Annotated in this window: 18 protein-coding genes and 1 pseudogene; 1 reads left to right on the top strand and 18 read right to left on the bottom strand. The window is 44.7% G+C overall.

Annotation, left to right across the window (positions count from 1 at the left end; genetic code table 11):
• Positions 1 to 92: 92 nt before the first annotated feature.
• The 7 genes and pseudogenes from ACZQK9_RS07905 to ACZQK9_RS07875 form a co-directional block, all read right to left on the bottom strand.
• Positions 93 to 1,016, bottom strand: a pseudogene (locus tag ACZQK9_RS07905) (RnfABCDGE type electron transport complex subunit D); the annotation flags it as partial.
• Between the two features lie 28 nt (positions 1,017 to 1,044).
• Positions 1,045 to 2,361 carry an electron transport complex subunit RsxC gene (gene rsxC, locus ACZQK9_RS07900; protein ID WP_483270238.1) on the bottom strand — a complete coding sequence of 439 codons (1,317 nt, stop codon included), beginning with the start codon at positions 2,359 to 2,361 and terminating at the stop codon, positions 1,045 to 1,047.
• A gap of 89 nt (positions 2,362 to 2,450) precedes the next feature.
• Complete coding sequence (locus ACZQK9_RS07895; protein WP_483270237.1) at positions 2,451 to 2,984, bottom strand: Gx transporter family protein; 534 nt, start codon at positions 2,982 to 2,984, stop codon at positions 2,451 to 2,453.
• A 30-nt stretch (positions 2,985 to 3,014) separates the two neighbouring features.
• Positions 3,015 to 3,371: a NusG domain II-containing protein gene (locus ACZQK9_RS07890; RefSeq protein WP_483270236.1), complete on the bottom strand. Its 357-nt coding sequence runs from the start codon at positions 3,369 to 3,371 to the stop codon at positions 3,015 to 3,017.
• 77 nt (positions 3,372 to 3,448) lie between these two features.
• Positions 3,449 to 4,825 carry a sodium-dependent transporter gene (locus ACZQK9_RS07885; protein ID WP_216506189.1) on the bottom strand — a complete coding sequence of 459 codons (1,377 nt, stop codon included), beginning with the start codon at positions 4,823 to 4,825 and terminating at the stop codon, positions 3,449 to 3,451.
• 237 nt (positions 4,826 to 5,062) lie between these two features.
• Entirely contained in the window at positions 5,063 to 5,488 is a 426-nt protein-coding gene (locus ACZQK9_RS07880; RefSeq protein ID WP_483270235.1) for an FKBP-type peptidyl-prolyl cis-trans isomerase, read from the bottom strand.
• A gap of 172 nt (positions 5,489 to 5,660) precedes the next feature.
• Complete coding sequence (locus ACZQK9_RS07875; protein WP_483270234.1) at positions 5,661 to 7,331, bottom strand: methyl-accepting chemotaxis protein; 1,671 nt, start codon at positions 7,329 to 7,331, stop codon at positions 5,661 to 5,663.
• A 159-nt stretch (positions 7,332 to 7,490) separates the two neighbouring features.
• Here ACZQK9_RS07875 and ACZQK9_RS07870 point away from each other — a divergent pair, with 159 nt between their 5' ends.
• Complete coding sequence (locus ACZQK9_RS07870) at positions 7,491 to 8,690, top strand: helix-turn-helix domain-containing protein (protein ID WP_483270233.1); 1,200 nt, start codon at positions 7,491 to 7,493, stop codon at positions 8,688 to 8,690.
• Between the two features lie 114 nt (positions 8,691 to 8,804).
• On the opposite strand, the gene ACZQK9_RS07865 is transcribed toward ACZQK9_RS07870, so the two are convergent.
• From ACZQK9_RS07865 to ACZQK9_RS07815, 11 genes are all read right to left on the bottom strand, one after another.
• Positions 8,805 to 9,677 carry an EamA family transporter gene (locus tag ACZQK9_RS07865; RefSeq protein ID WP_483270232.1) on the bottom strand — a complete coding sequence of 291 codons (873 nt, stop codon included), beginning with the start codon at positions 9,675 to 9,677 and terminating at the stop codon, positions 8,805 to 8,807.
• Between the two features lie 19 nt (positions 9,678 to 9,696).
• On the bottom strand, positions 9,697 to 10,218 hold the full coding sequence (locus ACZQK9_RS07860) for a phosphatase PAP2 family protein (protein ID WP_483270319.1): 522 nt from the start codon (positions 10,216 to 10,218) through the stop codon (positions 9,697 to 9,699).
• A 108-nt stretch (positions 10,219 to 10,326) separates the two neighbouring features.
• Positions 10,327 to 11,709, bottom strand: coding sequence for an MATE family efflux transporter (locus tag ACZQK9_RS07855; protein WP_483270231.1), 1,383 nt, complete (start codon positions 11,707 to 11,709; stop codon positions 10,327 to 10,329).
• 281 nt (positions 11,710 to 11,990) lie between these two features.
• Positions 11,991 to 13,184 carry an ABC transporter permease gene (locus tag ACZQK9_RS07850; RefSeq protein WP_483270230.1) on the bottom strand — a complete coding sequence of 398 codons (1,194 nt, stop codon included), beginning with the start codon at positions 13,182 to 13,184 and terminating at the stop codon, positions 11,991 to 11,993.
• A 1-nt stretch (position 13,185) separates the two neighbouring features.
• Entirely contained in the window at positions 13,186 to 14,061 is an 876-nt protein-coding gene (locus ACZQK9_RS07845; protein WP_483270229.1) for an ABC transporter ATP-binding protein, read from the bottom strand.
• Complete coding sequence (locus ACZQK9_RS07840; protein ID WP_483270228.1) at positions 14,045 to 14,824, bottom strand: hypothetical protein; 780 nt, start codon at positions 14,822 to 14,824, stop codon at positions 14,045 to 14,047. Before ACZQK9_RS07840 ends, ACZQK9_RS07845 begins: the two co-directional genes overlap by 17 nt.
• Positions 14,821 to 15,342, bottom strand: coding sequence for an RNA polymerase sigma factor (locus tag ACZQK9_RS07835; protein WP_216506171.1), 522 nt, complete (start codon positions 15,340 to 15,342; stop codon positions 14,821 to 14,823). Before ACZQK9_RS07835 ends, ACZQK9_RS07840 begins: the two co-directional genes overlap by 4 nt.
• 64 nt (positions 15,343 to 15,406) lie before the next feature.
• Positions 15,407 to 16,126 (bottom strand): M15 family metallopeptidase, encoded by a 720-nt coding sequence (locus ACZQK9_RS07830; protein WP_118544745.1) that lies wholly within the window; start codon positions 16,124 to 16,126, stop codon positions 15,407 to 15,409.
• 115 nt (positions 16,127 to 16,241) lie between these two features.
• Complete coding sequence (locus tag ACZQK9_RS07825; RefSeq protein ID WP_483270227.1) at positions 16,242 to 16,835, bottom strand: TetR/AcrR family transcriptional regulator; 594 nt, start codon at positions 16,833 to 16,835, stop codon at positions 16,242 to 16,244.
• A 31-nt stretch (positions 16,836 to 16,866) separates the two neighbouring features.
• On the bottom strand, positions 16,867 to 19,104 hold the full coding sequence (locus tag ACZQK9_RS07820; RefSeq protein WP_483270226.1) for an ABC transporter permease: 2,238 nt from the start codon (positions 19,102 to 19,104) through the stop codon (positions 16,867 to 16,869).
• Position 19,105: 1 nt separating this feature from the next.
• Entirely contained in the window at positions 19,106 to 19,804 is a 699-nt protein-coding gene (locus ACZQK9_RS07815; RefSeq protein WP_483270225.1) for an ABC transporter ATP-binding protein, read from the bottom strand.
• Positions 19,805 to 20,167: the final 363 nt, after the last annotated feature.

The following is a 20,167-nucleotide window of genomic DNA, read 5'->3' as shown; positions in this document are numbered from 1 at the left end:
TCCCCGTCCAAAGCATCCTCTGTCTTCGCAGCTTCCTTTGCTTCCTTCTTTGCCTCTTTTTCGGCAAGCTTCGCCTGCTTCTTATCCTTGATCTCGGCTCCCTCACCAAATGCCTTCGGTACGGTTACTCGCTCAATCAGAGGAACTAACAGGTTCATAATGATGATCGAATAAGATACACCCTCGGTACTGCTGCCGAAGATACGGAGTACAAATGTCAAAAGTCCTAGTCCAATTGCATAAATTACCTTTCCTGAGGAAGTAATCGGACTTGTCACATAATCCGTTGCCATGAACCATGCACCAAGCATCAGTCCGCCACCACACAAATGTGCAGCCACATAAACAGGAACATTGTAATCCTGTGTCATAGCATAGATTGCAACTGCGATTGTAAATGTTCCGATATAAATCAATGGAATCCTCGGACTAATCACCTTCTTGCAAAGCAGATAGACCGCACCAATCAGCAGAGCAACCACGGATGTCTCACCGATCGTTCCTGCGGTATATCCAAGGAACATACTTCTTAAGTTCACCATGCCGGTAAGCTTCAATGTTGCAAGCGGTGTCGCAGTTGCCACACCATCGTATACAAAATTCGTCATATAACGGGAGAACGACAGCAGCAGGAAGCATCTCGCTCCAAGTGCCGGGTTCATAAAATTCTGTCCCAGTCCGCCAAAAAGCTGCTTTACGATAATGATTGCAAATGCGGAGCCTGCAACCGCCATCCAGATTGGAAGGTTTGGTGGCAGATTCAGCGCAAGCAGCAATCCGGTTACCACGGCGGAGAAATCTCCAACCGTTACCTTCTTGCCCATACACTTCTGATATAATGCTTCAAACCCAACACAGCTTCCGATACAGACTGCAACCAGCAATGCCGCATACCAGCCAAATATGTACAGACCGAATGCCGTTGCCGGAACTAACGCAATCACAACATCGAACATGATATCCGATGTCGTTGCCTTGCTTCTCACATGCGGGGAAGCAGAGACCTTTAATTTCAAATTTTCCTGTTCCACTTTCTCGCACCTCCTATTTCTTGCGATTCGCCAAGATGGCTTTTCTTGTGCCTGCAATCGTCTGTGTCAGATGACGCTTCGCCGGACATACATACGAACAACAGCCACACTCACAGCATTCCATACCATTTAACTTCTGGAACTCCTCCAGATCGCCTTGTTCTGCCAGTGTCGCAAGCTTGTTCGGCATCACTCTGCCCGGACAAACCTCCACACATCTGCCACAGCGGATACAGTTACTCGGCTCATATTCCGAGACCTCATCCTTCGTCATACATAGAATTGCCGATGCGGACTTCGTAACCGGAATATTCAGATCATAGATGGCTTTTCCCATCATCGGGCCACCGGCAATGATCTTCTCCGGATCCTGCAGGAATCCACCTGCTGCCTCGATCAGCTCCGCAAAGTTTGTACCTATCCGTACAAGATAGTTGCATGGTTCTGTGATCGCATCACCGGTCACAGTCACCAATCTCTGAATCAATGGTTTGCCCTGCCGCACAGCTTCACAGATAGAATACACCGTGTCTACATTATGTACGATACAGCCGGCATCTGCCGGAAGCATCTTCGAATTGATATAGCGTCCGGTATTCGCATAGATGAGCTGGCGTTCTGCTCCCTCCGGATACTTGGTCTTCATGGAATTAACCTTGATGTCCGGATCATTTCCAAGCACTTCCTTCAACTTCCGGATTGCCTTTGGCTTGTTATCCTCGACCGCGATGATTCCCTTTGCTTTCGGGAAGATTGCAAGTGCAAGACGCAAGCCCTCGATCACCTTGTCCGTCTCATCAAGCAGACGACGGTAATCCGATGTCAGATACGGCTCACACTCGGATGCATTCACGATAATGTAATCGATCTCGTCAGCATTCTTCGGTGAGAGCTTGACATTCGTCGGGAATCCGGCGCCACCCATACCGACAACACCTGCGTTCTTGATTGCTTCAAGGATTTCCTCCCTGTTAAGCTCCGCAAGCGGTTTGTCATTTTTCACATATTCAATTTCTTCAAACTGATTGTCATTTTCGATCACGATCGAATTGACCTTAGAACCGGATGCAGTCAGTCTAGGTTCCACGGCCTTGACTGTTCCGGATACAGAAGAATGAATGTTTGCAGAAACAAATCCACCGGCTTCTGCAATCAGCTGCCCTACCAAAACACGGTCACCCTTTTTGACAACCGCCTTCGCAGGTGCACCGATATGCTGGCTCAGTGGATATACCATATCTCCCTTTGGGACATATTCAATTACATCCTTATCCATCGTAAGTTCTTTCCCTTCGTATGGATGGATGCCTCCTTTAAAAGTTAGTTTCATCGTACTGACCCCACTCTAAAAAATATTTACTATTATTTTAATACAAGTAGGGATTTTTATCAACAAATGTGTTCTTAATTTCACAACTTTTATGCCTGAAACCGTATATTTTTGAGCAGAAACGATGCCAGCAGTCCGATTGCCACGCCTGCTACTGTTCCGGTGATCAGAAGAACAAGCATATAATAAAAGATACGGACATTCTCCATCACACAGACTGCGACCAGTATCTGTCCCAGATTGTGGAAGACTGCGCCAGCAACACTGATTCCCACAAGACCGAATACCCGGCATTTTTTTAGCACCGTCATGATCAGGATGCTGCATGCCGCACCGGCCAGACTGTATAGTAACACCGCCATATTTCCGAACAAAACGTTCGACAGGATGATACGTCCGGTCGAGATTACAATCGTCGATTTCAGATCCAATCTCTGCAGTGCGATGATCGTAACCAGATTGGCAAGGCCAAGCTTCACCCCGGGTACCGCCATATGGATCGGCACAAGACTCTCCAGATACGATAAGATCATGGCAAGCGCAATCAGCACACCGCAAAGTGCGATCTTATGGTTATTGTTTAATTGTGGATAGTCATTGGTTGGTCTGTCTTTTTTCTTCAATGATATCTGTCTCTTTCCATCTATATCCATCTACTCTTTAATTTCTACAACCAACTTATGTGGCAGGCAGATAATCGTCTCTCCGGTTCGGTTGATTGCCCGGTGCTTCTCACAGATCTTGTCCGGACAGTCTGCATCTTGCACAGTCACGTTGCCATCCTGCACAACAACCGTATTAACCCCCGCCTGCTGCTTTACCTCGTAGCTTGCATCCTGATCAAGCCGCAATGTCTTCACAGAATTACCATCAATCATGATATCAACATACGCACCTGGCTTTTCCAGCTTCTTCCACGCAAAAAGTCCTGCCATCGCCAGAATCAGAATTCCGACGATCAGCAGGATATCTGCACGGGATATCATTTTTTGCTCCTGTTTTGGTTCCATATCCGATTACCTCTGATTTACCCGAAAACATGTTCTGCAATCATCTATTTGGCTACGTTCATCATTGTATTTTCTTTTTACATTGATATCCAGCCAAATGCATTTGCAACGGAACTAAGCAAAATGATCAGTGCGAAAATCGGGCACAGATATTTTATCATCACGACGAATATCTTCTTTCTTTGGAACTTACTTTCTCCATGGCGAATCTCCTCTTCGATCTTGTCGATTCCAACCACGCGTGATACAAGCAGGCTTGTCACAAATGCAGCAATCGGCATCATCACGGAATTCGTCAGGAAATCAAACAGGTCCAAAAACTGCATTCCGAGGATCTTCACAAACCCAAGCGGTCCATATCCAAGACTCGATAATGTTCCGAGTGCAAGCATAATCAGCCCAATCACAATCGTTGACTTCTTCCGTCCCCAGCCAAGCTCGTCCTCAAATGTCGCAACGGCACTTTCCGTAAGGGCAATCGAGCTTGTAAGTGCAGCAAACAACACCAGCAGGAAGAACAAAATTCCGACGCCTGTTCCAAGTCCCATGTTCGCGAACACCTTCGGAATCGTGATAAACATGAGCGAAGGCCCTGCCTGCAGCATATCCGGATCTCCGCCGGAAAATGCAAAGACTGCCGGTATAATCATAAGTCCTGCCATGATTGCAATCGCCGTATCAAACACTTCTACATTTCTGGTTGCACCCTCGATGGATGTATCCTTCTTCATATAAGAGCCAAACGTAATCAGAATACCCATCGCAATCGACAGTGAATAAAACATCTGCCCCATCGCAGCTACGACTGTCATCCACGAAAAGTTCTTTACATTCGGAACCAGGAAATATTTCACACCCGCAATGGCTCCCGGTCTTGTCACAGAATAAATGGCAATCACCACGGAAAGTAATACGAGAACCGGCATCATCAGCTTCGATACACGTTCAATTCCGTTTTGTACACCGGCATAGATAATCGCAAGTGTCACAAGGCAGAAGATGACAAAACAAAGCTCCGTTGAAACACCATTTGATATAAATGAGCCAAAATAGCCATCCTCCGCAAGCTTTGCCCCATTTCCACGGATATACTCTGCTAAGTATTTGATTACCCAGCCGCCAATGACCGAATAATATGGCACGATCAGAATCGGTATAATCGCATTAATCCAGCCGCCGAAGGATATCCATTTCTTCTTACCAAAGAACCGAAACGCGCCAACCGGACTTTTCTGTGTCATGCGTCCGAGTGCGGACTCCGCAACGATCATCGTATATCCAAACGTCAGTGCCAACACAATATAGACAAGCAGAAAGATACCTCCGCCATATTTTGCAGCAAGATACGGAAATCTCCATATATTTCCAAGGCCGACCGACGCGCCCGCCGCCGACAGCACATAGCCAAGCTTGCCGGAAAAAGCCCCCCGCTTCTCTGGATGTTTTCTATTCATGTAACCTAACCTCTACCCTTTCCATATTTGTTTCCATAGTCGTTTTCCTTTTGCAACTATACATGGCGGCATCGTAAACATCACGCTGCTATCGAGTCAGGCCACACAGTAAACGCAAAAAGCGAACGAGATGACAGTAACATATTTTCCGTCCTTTTTCAATCGTTTTGCGTTACCTTTCCCGTTATTTCATAAAAAAAGCGTGGATACATTTCGTGTCCACGCTTTTTATGATCTTTATTCTGCAGAAAGCAGCTCAATCTTAAAATTCAGTTCCTTGCCTGCCATCTCATGGTTGGCATCAAAGGTGATAGTCTCCTTGTCTTTATCCACAACCTTCACCGGAAACTGCTGTCCGTATGGAGTTGTCAGATAAACCTGATTGCCGACCTCCAAATTCTCAGACCCCGGCATATCTTCAAATGCAACTGTGATGATATTTGCCGGATCCGGCATACCGTAAGCTTCTTCCGGCATCAGATGTATATCGATGATCTCACCGATATTCATATTCTTCACTGCTTCATCGAATCCTTTGATCATCATGCCTGCACCACATACAAACTCGAGTGGCTCGCCGCGATCATAAGATGAATCAAACTTTGTTCCATCATTGAATGTTCCTGTATAGTGCACCTTACAGCGCTTGCTTTCGTTACTCATATCTATTCCTCCGATTTCATTGAATGTCTTATTCTATCACGAAACAAAAGGAATGGCTAGATGCTTCGATTATTTCTATTATATTATTAAAATCAACGTTTGAAAGCATTCCATCTTTATATTCTCCCATAGCATAACTATCCTTTAAATATAATATTACGCATGCTTCTGCCTATTTATTAAATTCAGCCACTTTGATTTCCTGTATCATATTCCGTAAATGATCTGCTTCGTCGTTCATCTCCATGCTCGCCGCAGCGCACTCTTCCGACGTTGCAGAATTACTCTGTACAACATCATTGATCTGCTCTATTCCTTCATTGATCTGCTGTATTTCAACTGTCTGATTTGCAAGCGTATCCGCAATATCGGATACCTCTCCGGTAATAATCTTAGAGTTTTGTGCAATTATCTCCAGCTGCTGTGCAGTCTCCTCGGCAAATGAAACCCCTTTTCCGACCGCATTCACAGATGTTTTGATCAAAGCAGCCGATTCCTTTACTGCCTGTGCACTCTGATCTGCAAGCTGGTTTACCTGATTGGCAACAACCGCAAATCCTTTCCCCGCTTCTCCGGCTCTCGCTGCCTCAATAGACGCATTTAATGCAAGAAGATTTGTCTGTGATGCAATATCATTGATGGTTTCAATAATTTTTTCTATCTGTATGGATGCGTCTTTAATTTCAAGCATAGACTTTACCATCTCACGCATCTTGGCATTGTTTTCCAAAATATCGTCTCCAAGTGCCACTACCTTTGTACTTATCTTACTTGCAGCCTGTGAGTTTTGTTGAACCTGTTCCGAAACATTCTCTACCGTTGCCGTCAGTTCCTCTACCGCTGCTGCCTGGTTCGTTGCTCCATCTGCCAGCTCAGTTGCCCCGGATGACACCTGTTCTGCACCACCAGACACTTGATCCGAAACCGTCTGTATTCCCTTTACCATAGCCGCCATACTTTCTTCAAATGCCATAAAGGAATTCAGGATTCCAACAAAATCTCCCTTCCACTCCACATTCGGCTGCACATCAAAATTCCCCTCTGAAAACAGCTTCATTGCGCGGTCTATATCATCTACATAAGAGCCCAGGATCCGGATAGATTTACGCATGCTATGTGCCAATCGTCCGATTTCATCTTCCGAACGATACTCCAACATGCTGTGTAAGTTTCCTTCTGTCAGCTCCTTTGCAACATCTTCGATGGCATGCAATGGCTCCAAAATGCTCGAAAGTACTTTTTTGCTGGTTTTTTTTGAATTTATCCACGCCAGACTTATAAAGAATATAATAAAAGCAACACCGAAAACAGCACATAATACGGTATTTCTGACTGCCTTATCACTGGCTGTGTCTGTAATATCATCTAATTTCAAAGCAATATCTACTAATTTGTTCAGCGCAGGTGTACATTTGGTAAGGATATCCTCTACGCCTTTTTGGTTTTGTCCCTGTCGTATTTCCTCTATAATGGATGTGCTTATGTCTTCCCAATCCGATAATGCTGTAGCATATTCTGTATAATTTTCTTCTGAGACAACCCCGGTTTCTTTTATTATTTTTAGCTGGGCATCAACATCTGCAAGCAGCTTTGTTATTGTCTTTTCATAGTCATCATAAGAAGCTTCATCGTCATCCAATGCCATTTCCCTTATATTTCTTGCAGCAGCATTTACATTCACTCTGCACATTTTCACTGCTATGTCTGAAGCATTGATTTTCTGCACATAATTCAAAAGGTTGGCAAGCAATACTCCTATCGCTATTATGGAAAGCAGCCCTGAAATAAGCATCAGCATAATTACTTTTTTGTAGCCATAGGCTATTCGTTCCTGTAATGGCATGTTTTCAATTTTCTTTTTTGTATTTTTTGTGTACATAATTCATAGGTTCCTTTCTTATATTTTTATCTTTCTGGATTTTAGCACTATTTTTTTCGTATTTCTTGCACATATGTGTTCACAATAGTATAATTGTGTCATATTCATGAGGAGGAACTCGCCATGCAATCCATTGATTACAATTATATTGGTACTATAATCGGCAGTGTGTTCGGGATTCCGACACGTATTTATAAAAACAATACACTTATTTTTTATTACTCCACGGTCAATCTAATTAAGGATCCTGTGTCCATCTACCAGGCGGACATTTTAGAAATCACTGACCGGATCAGTTATTTTATGACTGCACATTTTTGTTACTATGGCATTGTTAATTCCGATAATTATAAAATTGTAATTGGACCGGCAAGTCAGGTTCCCAACTCCACGCCAACACTACGGGATCTTGCCATGCAATTAGACATACCGGGAGACGATACCGATGATTTTATAATCGCCATGCAGGATATCACCCATATACCATTAGAAAGTCTTATGCAGATTCTGTGTCTTTTAAATTATATACTGAACGATGAAAAACGCTTCCTTCATGATGTTTTCATTGACGATGCCATACAAAAGCAGTTTATAGAATCAATGAACAAGCATGAAGCTAAAATGTTTATCTCCAATGACACAAATCAAAGCATAGTGCTCCATAACACTTATGATCTCGAACAGAATGTGATGAATATGGTTCGAAAAGGCGATTATATGGCCTTAACAGGAGTGATTGAGAAATCTACAGCTCTGAAGATTGGTACGATGTCCGACAATCAGCTTCGTCAATTAAAGGATACCTTTATCGCTACAACTACGCTTGTTTCACGTTCGGCTATCCACGGTGGCATGAATCCCGATGATGCATTCACACTGAGTGACAGCTACATACAGAAATGCGAATCATCAAATGATTATTCAAGGATTATCAATCTTCGTTATCGTATGCTCATAGACTTTGCCAGGCGTGTAAACCAGTTACAGGAAGCAGGGGCAAAATCACAGCTTGTTTCAGATGTAGCAAACTATATTGACCATCATATGTCAGAAACGATTACGGTGGAAGCCATGGCAAAAGAATTTTATATGAGCAGATCATATCTCTCAAAACGTTTTAAGGCAGAAAGTAATATCACGCTGACAGATTTTATACTTAACCGGAAAACAGAGGAGGCAAAACACCTCCTCCGCTACACAGATAAACCTTTGACTGCCATCAGTCTGGATCTCGGCTTTTCCTCCCCAGGGCATTTTTCCCGTGTTTTCCGGAAATACGTCTCCATGTCGCCGAGTGACTATCGCAAAAAATATTTAAACTGACAAAACACCTGCAACCAACAGATTATTCCCCCGCATGGAAACAGATTCTACCTTTTTATCAAGAATAAGTCTTGGACTCCCCTGAACTCGGCAGCCTTCTTCATATCCTGAAGATTAAGCTCGCCAGAGCAACAACAGCAGCGTTCCGGCAACAATCAACACTAGACCGATACCCGCCTTTGCCGTTAATTTCTCATCAAATACGACATAGGAAAATGCAATCGTAACCAATATACTCAATTTATCGATCGGTACAACGACGCTTGCCGGTCCGGTCTGTAGCGCCCGGTAATAGCAAAGCCACGAAGCACCCGTTGCAACTCCGGATAATACTAAGAATAACCAGCTTGATTTGTCGATCTGCTTTACGGTATGTTGCCTTCCGGTCACGAATACAACCACCCATGCCATGATGAGTACCACAATCGTCCGGATGGCTGTACCGAGGTTGGAATTGATGTCCTGCATGCCAACCTTCCCAAGAATCGACGTCAGACTTGCAAATACCGCAGAGGCAAGTGCGTAAAACAGCCATTTCTTCCCGGATGCTTCTTCCGTTTTATCCACTTCTTTTTTCTGAATCATCAGATAGGTACCCACTCCAATCGCCACCATCGCAATCACTTTCAGTACCGACAGATTTTCCCTCAAAAAGATAAACGCAAGCAACATCGTAAGGATCGTACTGGATTTATCAATCGGAGCCACCTTGTTTACATCTCCAAGCTGCAATGCCCGGTAATAACAAAGCCACGACGCACCGGTCGACAAACCGGAAAGCATAAGAAAGACAATCGTCTTCCCCGTCAATGTCGTAATCCCGTTCTGTGCGCCTACGACAAATACCATGATCCATGAAAAAAACAGGACTATAATTGTCCGAAGTGCCGTTGCGACGTTGGAATCTGTATTTTTAATTCCACATTTTGCAAGAATTGCGGTCAGTCCTGCGAACAGCGCAGAGCCGAATGCAAATGCAATCCACATCGTTATTCCTTCTTTCGTTTTATGCCTTTTGTTCTATCCGGACTGTGCCGAACCAATATGTGAACAGCGCGATGCCAGTCCCAATCAATGCTCCACCCAGCACATCCGATGGATAATGCACACCGACATACAACCGGGATAATCCCATCAGACAGGCAAAAACTAAAATCGGTATGCCATACTTCTTCGGCAGTCCCCGAAACATCACAACCGCCGCTGCAAAGGCACTACCGGTATGCCCGGATGGGAATGAATAATCCTTCTGTGCACCGACCAGACTGGTTAGTCCATCTATTACCTCATACGGTCTTGTCCGCGCGACTACATTCTTTAAGATCACATTATCGATCAACGCTGAGAAGAGAAGAGAAACTAACGCCAGCACGCCAACGCGCCTCGTCTTCTTCGGGATCAGCAATCCCACAGAGAGGACAATCCAGATCACCCCCGCATTTCCAAGTGTCGTAATAAACCTGAATATTGGTGTCAACACATCATTTCGTATATTATTTTGAATCCATAATAAAATATCTGCTTCCATCACGCTCAAAACTATCTCCAATTACCATAGCTGTCATTTGTATTTGGACATAACTATACTATGTAATTACGTTTACATCAAGTTAAAGGGGGGATTTGCATTATAATTTTACCCCCTTTTCTCACCTGCAATCTCCCCAACCCTGTTTTTCTTAATCCGCTTCAAAAGCACATACCCGACCAGACATGAAAGAAGCTCTGTGATCGGGAATGCCCACCAGATAAGTGACACGCCCATCTGCCCATTTCGGACGAAGATAGAGAACACCCTTGCAAGCGGCAGGATGATTACAAGCTGTCGGAGCAGCGAGATCACGAGTGATTCGATACCGCCGTTTAATGCCTGATAGATGCCCTGATATGCGACGTTGATGCCCGCAAAAAGGAAGCTGATCGAGATAACGTGCATCGCCTGAATAAAATATTCCCTCGACTGCCCTGCATTGAATAATCCGGCAAATAATTCCGGGAAAAGCTCCGTAATCAAAATTCCGACAGCCATCAGAACGATTGTGTATATCAGACCGTACTTAATTCCATCATTGATCCGCTTCTTATTTCCTCTTCCGTAAGCAAATGCAATGATCGGCGTGATTGCGTCACGAAGCCCAAATGCCAGGAAGAGCACAAACTGCTGTACTTTATAGAAGAGACCATAGGCTGTCTGGGCCGCCGCGTTGAATTTTAGGATCAGGTTCATCACATACACCATAATAGACATAAGTGCCTGTGCGATGATCGCCGGAAGTCCGATGGAATAAATCTCACGGATAATCCTGCCCTCCGGCTTCATATAGGATACTCCATGTTCAAATTCCTTGTTGAATTTCCTATGGAAGATCAATAATAGCACTGCCGATGCAACCTGTCCGATCACCGTTGCATAAGCAGCACCCTCGACTCCCATTTCCGGAACCGGTCCGATTCCATAGATCATGACCGGATCAAGAATGATATTTACCACAGCACCTACGACCTGACCAATCGTGGAGTAAAGGGAACGTCCCGTTGCCTGCAGCAGCTTCTCAAATAACGAAAAGATAATAATTCCGAACGAACACACACAGCAGATACGCAGGTAGCCGGTTCCCATAGAGATTACCTGTGGATCAACCGTCTGCGACGAAATGTATGCTTTCACACCAAACACGCCGAACAACAGGCAGACTGCATAGATAATTACTCCAAGAAACAAACTGTTTCCCGCTACCTTCGCCGCTTTCTGTGGATTCTCCTGTCCAAGCGTCCTCGCCAGAAGTGCATTCGTGCCAACACCGGTGCCGATTGCAACTGCAACCATGAGCATCTGCACCGGAAATACCAGCGTCAGCGCATTCAGCGCAGCTTCGCTACCCACCTTCATATTTCCAACAAACGCACTATCTACAATATTATAGACAGCCTGCAATGCCATGGATAAAATCATCGGAATACCTATCCGGATCATGAGCTTATTGACCGGCATGTCCTTCATCTTGTTACTTTCTGCCATTTTTCTAAATCCTCCTTTTTCTGATGCTTCTTCCGCAAAAAAAATAATGCGTAACTATCTAAGTAAGTTGGACTTACGCTGATCAGCTACACACTTTTTAATGGCATATAAAAATAAAAACGAGCAGCAAAACTGGATTTACGCAGGTCTGCTACTCGTTCGGGGATTATTATATTTGTTGTTTTTGAAAAAGTCAAACGAAAATTTCACTGTTCTCATTTGTTTTATATCAAAAATACTCGCGTCATATCGATGTTCCACTCATTATGCCGTTGTAACCTTCACACTCTCCCATACCGACGGGAGCACCGGTAAATGAGCGGCAATAATATGATAGAAAGAACAGTATACATCACCATCACAAGCGGAACCTGCCGGATCACATGCGTTCCAATCTGATACAACAACGGCACCCTGACGCTTGCTTCCACATTTGTAAGGATCGTCGGAATCAGGTTGAATACCTCTGTATAGCCAGATAACGCCCGCCCAATAAATGGCAATAAGCAATACAGGAAAAACGGAATGCAGACGGCAACACTGATTGTATGCATTTTCGCCGCTACCAGCATGGCTAAAGACGCTGCAAGCAGACTTGCAATGTAACCGCATGCTACTGTCAGTGCGTAATATTGTCCATATGTCATGATGTAGATGCTATATGCTTCCGACATCTGGTACGGTGTATGCATGCCACTGGTTCCCATAATGCCAAAGCTAATTGCACTTAACAGGACAATTCCTGTCCAGTAGATCATCGTTGTCGCAACGACGCCTGCCAGTATCTTGTTTTTAATTGCTTTGGATCTTCCATACTTCGAAGCAAAAAATACCGCATCCGCCTTTGTCTGAAAATCATCTGCAAATATTCCTGCACAGATAAATCCAACCAGAATTGCCAGCACGATCGAATATGTCTCCGCATACATAATCATCGTATCCCATGCACCATAGGATTCGTATTGGAGCGGCAATATAATCTCACTGTATTTCTTCTCCAGATAATCTTTCTGTTCAGGAGTCTTTCCATACTGATCTGCCATCCATTTCATATTTCCCCGATACCACGTATAGAAATCCTGTACGGAATCCTCCGTCACCGAATCCAAAACTGTCTCATCGTATCCCTCATCTGGTGTCAGCACGGATATCATGAAATTCAGGATATCATCGATTGGCTGATATAGTGTCCCATAATTTGCATCCTGCTCCTCTTGGGATTGTGCCATCACCGCTTTATACTGTGCAACAATCTTCGTGAGTTCTGCTTCCGTCAGGGGACCTGCATACTCCTGTTTATTTTCTACAAGCTTTCTCGGTGCAAGCATTCCTGTGCTGACCGTTCCATGTGCATCCACATACCGGTTGCTAGTCGCAGCAAATCCACTAAACACTGCTGCCAATATCACCATCAGTCCAACGGCAAGCACATTTAACTTCTTTGAAAAAATCCGTTTCAACTCTAATTTAAGCATCCTATCGTTCCTCCGATTTTTCCCCGAAATAAAGCAAAAATGCATCTTCCAGATTCTTCTCTGTCAGCACAGCTTCCGCCATCGGCTTCTCCTTCGATATGATCCGAAGCTCTGCACCATTTTCGGATGTTTTGATATTTCCGACCAGATATTTCCGCATATAGTTCTCGACCATATTTCTCGGCACCTGACACAGCCATACGCGCTCCTGCATGGATGCAAGCAACTCTTCCGCGGTTCCTGTATAGCAAAGCATTCCATCCTTCATCAGCATGATTTCATTTGCAATATATTCAATGTCCGACACGATATGGGTAGATAACAATACAAGACGGTTCTCGGACAGCTCACTGATCAGGTTGCGGAACCGTATCCGCTCGTTCGGATCAAGTCCTGCTGTCGGCTCATCTAACACTAAAATCTTTGGATCGTTCAACATTGCCTGCGCAATCCCCACGCGCCGAACCATGCCGCCAGACAGATGCTTCATCTTCCGTTTTCTGAACTTCCACATACCTACCTGCTCCAAAAGCTGTTTTATTCTCCTGTTGGCAAGTGCCGGCTTTAGTCCTTTTATCGAAGAAATATACATCATATAATCATACACACTCAGATCGGGATAATACCCAAACTCCTGCGGCAGATACCCAAGTACCTCCCGGTAAGCACTGCCAAGTTTCCAGATCTCGTTGCCATCCCACAGAATCTCTCCTTCCGACGGCTGGATAATCGTACAGAGCATCCGCATCAATGTTGTTTTTCCGGCTCCATTGACTCCGAGCAATCCGTAGATGCCCTGCTCCATAACACAGTTTACTTTCCGGACGGCGGCTACCTCTCCATATTGTTTTGTTACATGCTTAAATTCTAATTTCATTGGTGTAATCCTCCAACATTTTCTCATCGAAAGTCAATGACTTCCGAACACAATACACAACATATACAAATGTCAGCAACAGCATCGCTTTCCAGACCGGAGATGCAATCCTCTGATAGACCGCATCATTTACAACAATCATCGTCCAGACTGCCACCCATAGCAGACATAGCATCACGGCAACATATTCTGACCGTTCCCATCTGCTATACAACACGCGGAAGCAGATGCAACAGGACACATTGACCGGAAGTAAGAAGTTCACAACCAGATTGTTCAGGGTAAGTGCCGTTGTCCGATATGCTACCGCCAAAAATATCATGACAATCAAGAAGTCCACTGCTGCAAACAACAGGACTCTCGCCGCACAGATCCGGCGAAGCGTATAATACGATGCCTGTTCCACCTCGACGGCACCGTTTCTTCGGTTTTTCCAGACTTCCGGAACGATCAAAATCACAAACATCGTTGCGAAAATTCCCATAAGTCGCATTGTCTCTTTCATGTCGTTGGCATTGTTGCTCAGCCACAGCCATAGATACAGAAGCACTCCGCCCTGCAACACCCACCATCTTTTTTTGATGAACCGTGACTGCTCATATAAGAATTCAAAATACGATGTCTTCTTTGATTTCATCTGGAGTGCCTGTTCTGTCAGAATATCCTGACACACCTTTATCGTGCATGCCCCCGCTTCTTCCCGTATACATGTCTGCTGTACGAAATCTCTATATTCCTGTATCCGTTGTCTGTAAGCTTTCATTCTTCCACCTCCAATTCTTTGATCAAAAGCTCCTTCGCCCGTCCAATCCGGTATTTCACCAGTGAGAGCTTGATTTGGAGCAGTTCTGCGATTTCCCTCTGCTTCAGCTCCTGAAAAAACGACAGAATCGCAACTTCCCGCAGCTCCTCCGGCAGCTTCCGCACCGCCTGTTCGATATCCAGCCGGATACCAACCGTGTCCACACGATTTTCGGATTCCGCCTCTGGCAGTTCTTCTAGCGGAATATCCTTTTTCTTCTTATAATAATTTTTCACTACATTTCCGGCGATTGTGTACAGATAATTTTTTACTTTGCCATATTCCCTGTATCGATCTAAGCTTGCAAAGGCTCTGGCAAACACTTCCTGTGTCAGATCCTCCGCTTCATACGTGTCATATATATGTAGCAAACAGTACTGATAAATGCTTGGATAATATTTCCTGACCAGTCTCTCACATGCTTCCTCATCCCCGGCTCTCGCCCAGTGCACCAGCAGAAAATCGCTTGTAGACTCCATTCTCGCTCTCACCTCTTTTCTATCCCCACTTACTATAACAACATACGCGTCAGAAAAGTCAGTTTTATTTATATTTTATCAGATATTCTTCCAGACACAGATTTTCCTGCTTCATCGTTCTTGCTGCATCCTTTCCCACATACCGGTAATGCCACGGTTCGTTGTTGATGGATGTAATGTCTGTCTTATCTTCTGGATAGCGTTTCACAAATCCGTACTTATATGCATTTTCATCCAGCCACTGATAGACAGCATCCGATGAACATTTGGATGTATCCGCGTTGATATCCACACTGAGTCCTAACTGATGCTCGCTCGTTCCCGGAATCGCAACATACTCCTCCGCTTTCTTCTTCGCCTCTTTCTTCGAGCAGCCCTGATTTTCATATTCTTTGATTCGATCGTCCATGATCTGTTGCTGCTCCTTTGTTGTCCGATACCCTTCCCGCACAAACAGCGCAAGTCCCGCCGCTCTTGCATCATCAAACATCTGCTGTAGCTCCGGATAGATCCTTGAATCCACCTTTTCCCCATTGGATAATTCGGTCAGTTCCACCTGATAATTGGCAGGAATGTAATGATCCCGATCAACAAGAATTAGATTCCATGCGCCTGAAGTATCTGCCACCTGCTTTTCCGAATGAAATACCATGAGCAATGTGCGATCTCCACCACGGATTGAATAGTATGCGATCAGACCAGTGATCAATATTAGCAAAGTCACGAGTACACGCGCTACCGCTTTGTAGCTCTGTTTCTTTTTGTGTCTTGCCTGTTTCTTCATACTGCACCTTTCCTTTCATTCCTTTGTCATTCATATATAACAACCGGGAAACTGGAAAAGTCAGTCTTATTTTCAGGGCATAAAAAAAGGAGCTCATCGCTCCTTTTTCATAACTTTATTCCGTTCTTCCGAATATCTCATACAAGATCAGATCCCGCATGCGATCCATCGTCACTTCGTACACCGTCTGGTGCAGCATCTCTTTTCCCTCTGCGGCAAGCACATAGACCTTGATCAAATTCGCCACAAGCGGAATATTCACATCAGGGCGGATACCTTCCATATACTGGAAGAATTGAATACTTGTCTCGGTCTCTTTCAGCAAATCCGGTCTTGCCTGTTCCGGAAGCATCTCCAGTAGACGCTTCTCATCCTCCGGTGTCAGACTTGGAAATACACTGTACCGCTCGTCGATCATCATCTTCAGATATGTGCGCGTCTCTGCCGGACCAGCCTTTTCCTTGCCATTTAATGCAATCCGGATCAGCTCCGGAATCTTTCTTCTCCGGTATTGCAGAACCTCATACACATATTCTTCCTTCGACGAGAAGAAATTATAAAACGTACTTACACCGATGCCGGCTGCCTCGGTGATCTTGGCAACCGACATATGTGTCATTCCATACTGCTTCAACAAATCAAACCCTGCATCCAGCATTTTCTCTCTATACTCTGCCCGTTCTTCCTCCGTAAATACCCGTTTTGCCATCTGTATCCTCCCAAAAAGCTTCTGAAGAAATCTACTCGTTTCTGTTATTTTCCTTCAAAGCTTCCACCATGTCAATCCTTGACATTTTTTTCTTCTGGAGAAGAAGGGAAATCTCATAGACTACCCATGTAAGTACGAAACCGATCACCAACGTTCTGGCTGTGAGAACCGGTGACAACAGCATACCATAATTCTCGATTGTATCTGAATAACCGACCTTGACAAACCTATATGCAGCCGGGATTCCGATCAGATATCCGATGCATACCAGAATATGATTGACATTCAATACCCGGTTTGAAATCTCTTTCTGACTGAAACCAAGCACCTTCATAACCGAGATATTGGTTGCTGTTTCTGCCACGATCATGTTGATAATCAGATACAGCACAAATACACCAAGCACAACACCCACGATCTCAAATATAACCATGATTGCATGCATCGGTCCCATCATATTTTCCATCGTGTCTGCCGTAACAGTCATGGTTGTCTCACTTGCCACGCGGTCTTTGTCAAGTGACAATGCATCCTTGCTTATAATGCAGTTATAGGCGTCACTGTCTACACCTGCCAGCGCCGTTGCATTTTCTCTTCCTGTGTACAGATAGCAATGCGTGTTGTCCGTCACGATACCACTGATTGTTACCTTATGTTCTTTCAGATCTGCAATATTGCTGAAGGTAAGCGTATCACCTGTCTTTATACCATAGGTCTGTGCAGCCGCACTTGTCAGATAATATTTGTCCAGATCAAGCGCGTCACCACCGTCCGTCTTGTCCGGGAAATATTTCGAATCCTTGCTGATTCCCTGTGCAGAAAGCTGTACTGTGTTTCCCTCTACCTCATAGTAATTCTGGAACAACGCCTCGCCCTGCTCCGGCGTGCCTTCCTCTAACGAATTCAGCCGGTACAGATATTCGTACTTGATAGAGCTTGTAAGTCCTCCATGCATCAGCGTATCCAGACTGTCTTTCATAATAAATCCTGTCAGAATACAGAATGCAGCGACAGCCACACCAAATGCCGTTACAATGCTTCTTCCCGGATGTCCGATCACGCTCCGCACCCGCATCTTTGTCTGTGTCTTTGCATGACTCTTCTTCATCACGCCAACTGTCTTCGTATCTTTTCCTGTGTTTCTTAAGAGATCGACCGGTGACTTCTTCAAGAGCTTTGCCGCCTGGATTGCGATAGCCGCACAATAAAGGATGGTCGGTACCACCAGCGCTGCGACGATCGATGGTACGTCGTAGGTCGGTGTATACGTAAGCTTTTCAAAATCATATTCGATATAGAATCTGCACAGTACTCCTGTCAGCGGAACGGACACAATCACTCCAAGCACACTTCCGATGAAGCCCGGCAGTACCCCATACCGCATATAATGTCTTATGATCTGCTTCTTGGAAAATCCGAGTGCCAGAAATGTTCCAAGCAGATACTGTTCCTGTCTGATATTTCTTCCAAGTACCATAACGACGAGTGTGATAATAATGATGAACATAACCGGCGCATACATGGTCGCCATATTCGTAACGGCATGGCCCTCATTGACCGGCATGGAGATTCGTGTGTTCGTGGTTGCCGCCATATAGCTTGCAATCACATAATCCTCATTTAACTTCTCACGCACTTCCATGGAATTATCCTTGTTGTATTTGATAGAATAATAGCTTGTCTCATCTGCATCAATCTTGTCATATTCCTTGCAATCGACCACGGCAAGTGCGAATTTCTCACTGTCAATATAGCCGGACAGCTTCTCAAGCATGTAGATATAATCTACCTTCGTCGTGTAGGCAGATACTTTATAAGCATACTCCCCAAGGGAAATCGTATCTCCAACCCGGATGTCATGCATATCTGCAAAATCCTGTGTCAGAAGTGCTTCCCCGTCGCCCGGTTCGTGTCCATCCCGCACCTCACAGAGATTCAGCTTCTCCGGCATCGGGAATACACGGATCGTAGCACCTTTTAAATCCCCACTTTCCACATTTACATCCTTATACCGGCTGTGTTCCAGTATCACATCATATTCCTGTTCGAGCTTCTCCATATCTGCATCGGACAACGGCTGATAAGTGACAAACTCCGCATCCTCCGCCTTATAGTCCTTAACAAAATCATCCACAACCTTTGTCAGTGTGTGTCCGGTTGACACCGCGGCGACAATCACCATAGATGTCAGCATCGTAAGAATGATACTGATAATATAAAACGCGATGTTTTTCTTTATGCTGCGCCCAGCTCTCTTATTGATCGTCATATTACAACTCCATCTCCTCTACTCGTTTCTTATCTGCATTCTTCTGATTGGATACAACCTTGCCATCCGTGATCTTGATGATCCGGTCTGCCATTCCGGCGATATTCAGGTTGTGTGTAATAATCACGACTGTCGTCTTATATGTATCATTCATTTTCTGTACACGCTGCAATACATCCTTTGATGACTTTGTATCAAGCGCACCGGTTAACTCGTCACAGAGAAGGATATCCGGCTTCTTCACCATTGCCCGCGCGATGGCGACACGCTGCTGCTGACCACCGGAAAGCTCCTTTGGGAAATGTGTTTCATACTTCTTCAGTCCCAGTTCCTCGATCAGTGTGTCAGTGCTGAGAGGTTCCCGTACAAGCTCTGCTGTCATCTCAATATTCTCACGCACAGTCAGATCCGGCGTCAGATTGTAGGACTGAAATACGAATCCAAGCTTCTCCCTCCGATACAGCTCCAGCTCTTTGGCAGACATCTTCTCCAGATTGGTACCGTCTACCAGCATGCTTCCCTCGGCCAACTTATCCAGACCGCCAAGGATATTCAGCAATGTACTTTTACCACTTCCACTCGGACCTAAGATTACGACGATCTCGCCCTTCTCTACCCCAAACTCGGCATGATCGAGCGCGAACACCGTTGCTTCTCCCTTTCCGTATTTCTTTACCAGATTTTTTCCTTCGATAAACATTCTGCGTCCTCCCTGCTATATGCGAACATTTTTGTTATTTTATTCGTATATATGTTAGTTCTGGCTAACTCGTTTGTCAAGAGGTTTTACGAATGTTTTTTATTTTTTATTCGTATGTCGTACGTTTTTGTATGAATTGGTTGATATAGATGACTGTTGCAGTGTGGTTTTTGTATGAATTTGGGGATATTGTTGACTGCTGTTGGGTGACTTTTGCTGATTACCACTTTTTTACCCAACTATCTCTCATCTTTATTGGTGGTGCACTTGTCAACAAATTTTGGACACGAAATATAAAAAAATAGTCAGTTACATTGTACGGCTGTATACGCCATACGCCACCCTTGACATCGCTCCAAGAAA

It is taken from the genome of Wujia sp., assembly GCF_056872695.1.
The sequence above is the reverse complement of the archived record's forward strand: the minus strand, read 5'-3'. Positions and strand labels throughout refer to the sequence as shown.

What these genes read in the sequence shown, in the direction of transcription:
- ACZQK9_RS07830 (WP_118544745.1), bottom strand. Translation starts at nt 16,126, where the DNA reads ATGAAGAAACAGGCAAGACACAAAAAGAAACAGAGCTACAAAGCGGTA.
- ACZQK9_RS07845 (WP_483270229.1), bottom strand. Translation starts at nt 14,061, where the DNA reads ATGAAATTAGAATTTAAGCATGTAACAAAACAATATGGAGAGGTAGCC.
- ACZQK9_RS07850 (WP_483270230.1), bottom strand. Translation starts at nt 13,184, where the DNA reads ATGCTTAAATTAGAGTTGAAACGGATTTTTTCAAAGAAGTTAAATGTG.
- ACZQK9_RS07825 (WP_483270227.1), bottom strand. Translation starts at nt 16,835, where the DNA reads ATGGCAAAACGGGTATTTACGGAGGAAGAACGGGCAGAGTATAGAGAG.
- ACZQK9_RS07880 (WP_483270235.1), bottom strand. Translation starts at nt 5,488, where the DNA reads ATGAGTAACGAAAGCAAGCGCTGTAAGGTGCACTATACAGGAACATTC.
- ACZQK9_RS07840 (WP_483270228.1), bottom strand. Translation starts at nt 14,824, where the DNA reads ATGAAAGCTTACAGACAACGGATACAGGAATATAGAGATTTCGTACAG.
- ACZQK9_RS07860 (WP_483270319.1), bottom strand. Translation starts at nt 10,218, where the DNA reads ATGGAAGCAGATATTTTATTATGGATTCAAAATAATATACGAAATGAT.
- ACZQK9_RS07885 (WP_216506189.1), bottom strand. Translation starts at nt 4,825, where the DNA reads ATGAATAGAAAACATCCAGAGAAGCGGGGGGCTTTTTCCGGCAAGCTT.
- rsxC (WP_483270238.1), bottom strand. Translation starts at nt 2,361, where the DNA reads ATGAAACTAACTTTTAAAGGAGGCATCCATCCATACGAAGGGAAAGAA.
- ACZQK9_RS07815 (WP_483270225.1), bottom strand. Translation starts at nt 19,804, where the DNA reads ATGTTTATCGAAGGAAAAAATCTGGTAAAGAAATACGGAAAGGGAGAA.
- ACZQK9_RS07855 (WP_483270231.1), bottom strand. Translation starts at nt 11,709, where the DNA reads ATGGCAGAAAGTAACAAGATGAAGGACATGCCGGTCAATAAGCTCATG.
- ACZQK9_RS07875 (WP_483270234.1), bottom strand. Translation starts at nt 7,331, where the DNA reads ATGCCATTACAGGAACGAATAGCCTATGGCTACAAAAAAGTAATTATG.
- ACZQK9_RS07890 (WP_483270236.1), bottom strand. Translation starts at nt 3,371, where the DNA reads ATGGAACCAAAACAGGAGCAAAAAATGATATCCCGTGCAGATATCCTG.
- ACZQK9_RS07835 (WP_216506171.1), bottom strand. Translation starts at nt 15,342, where the DNA reads ATGGAGTCTACAAGCGATTTTCTGCTGGTGCACTGGGCGAGAGCCGGG.
- ACZQK9_RS07865 (WP_483270232.1), bottom strand. Translation starts at nt 9,677, where the DNA reads ATGTGGATTGCATTTGCATTCGGCTCTGCGCTGTTCGCAGGACTGACC.
- ACZQK9_RS07870 (WP_483270233.1), top strand. Translation starts at nt 7,491, where the DNA reads ATGCAATCCATTGATTACAATTATATTGGTACTATAATCGGCAGTGTG.
- ACZQK9_RS07820 (WP_483270226.1), bottom strand. Translation starts at nt 19,104, where the DNA reads ATGACGATCAATAAGAGAGCTGGGCGCAGCATAAAGAAAAACATCGCG.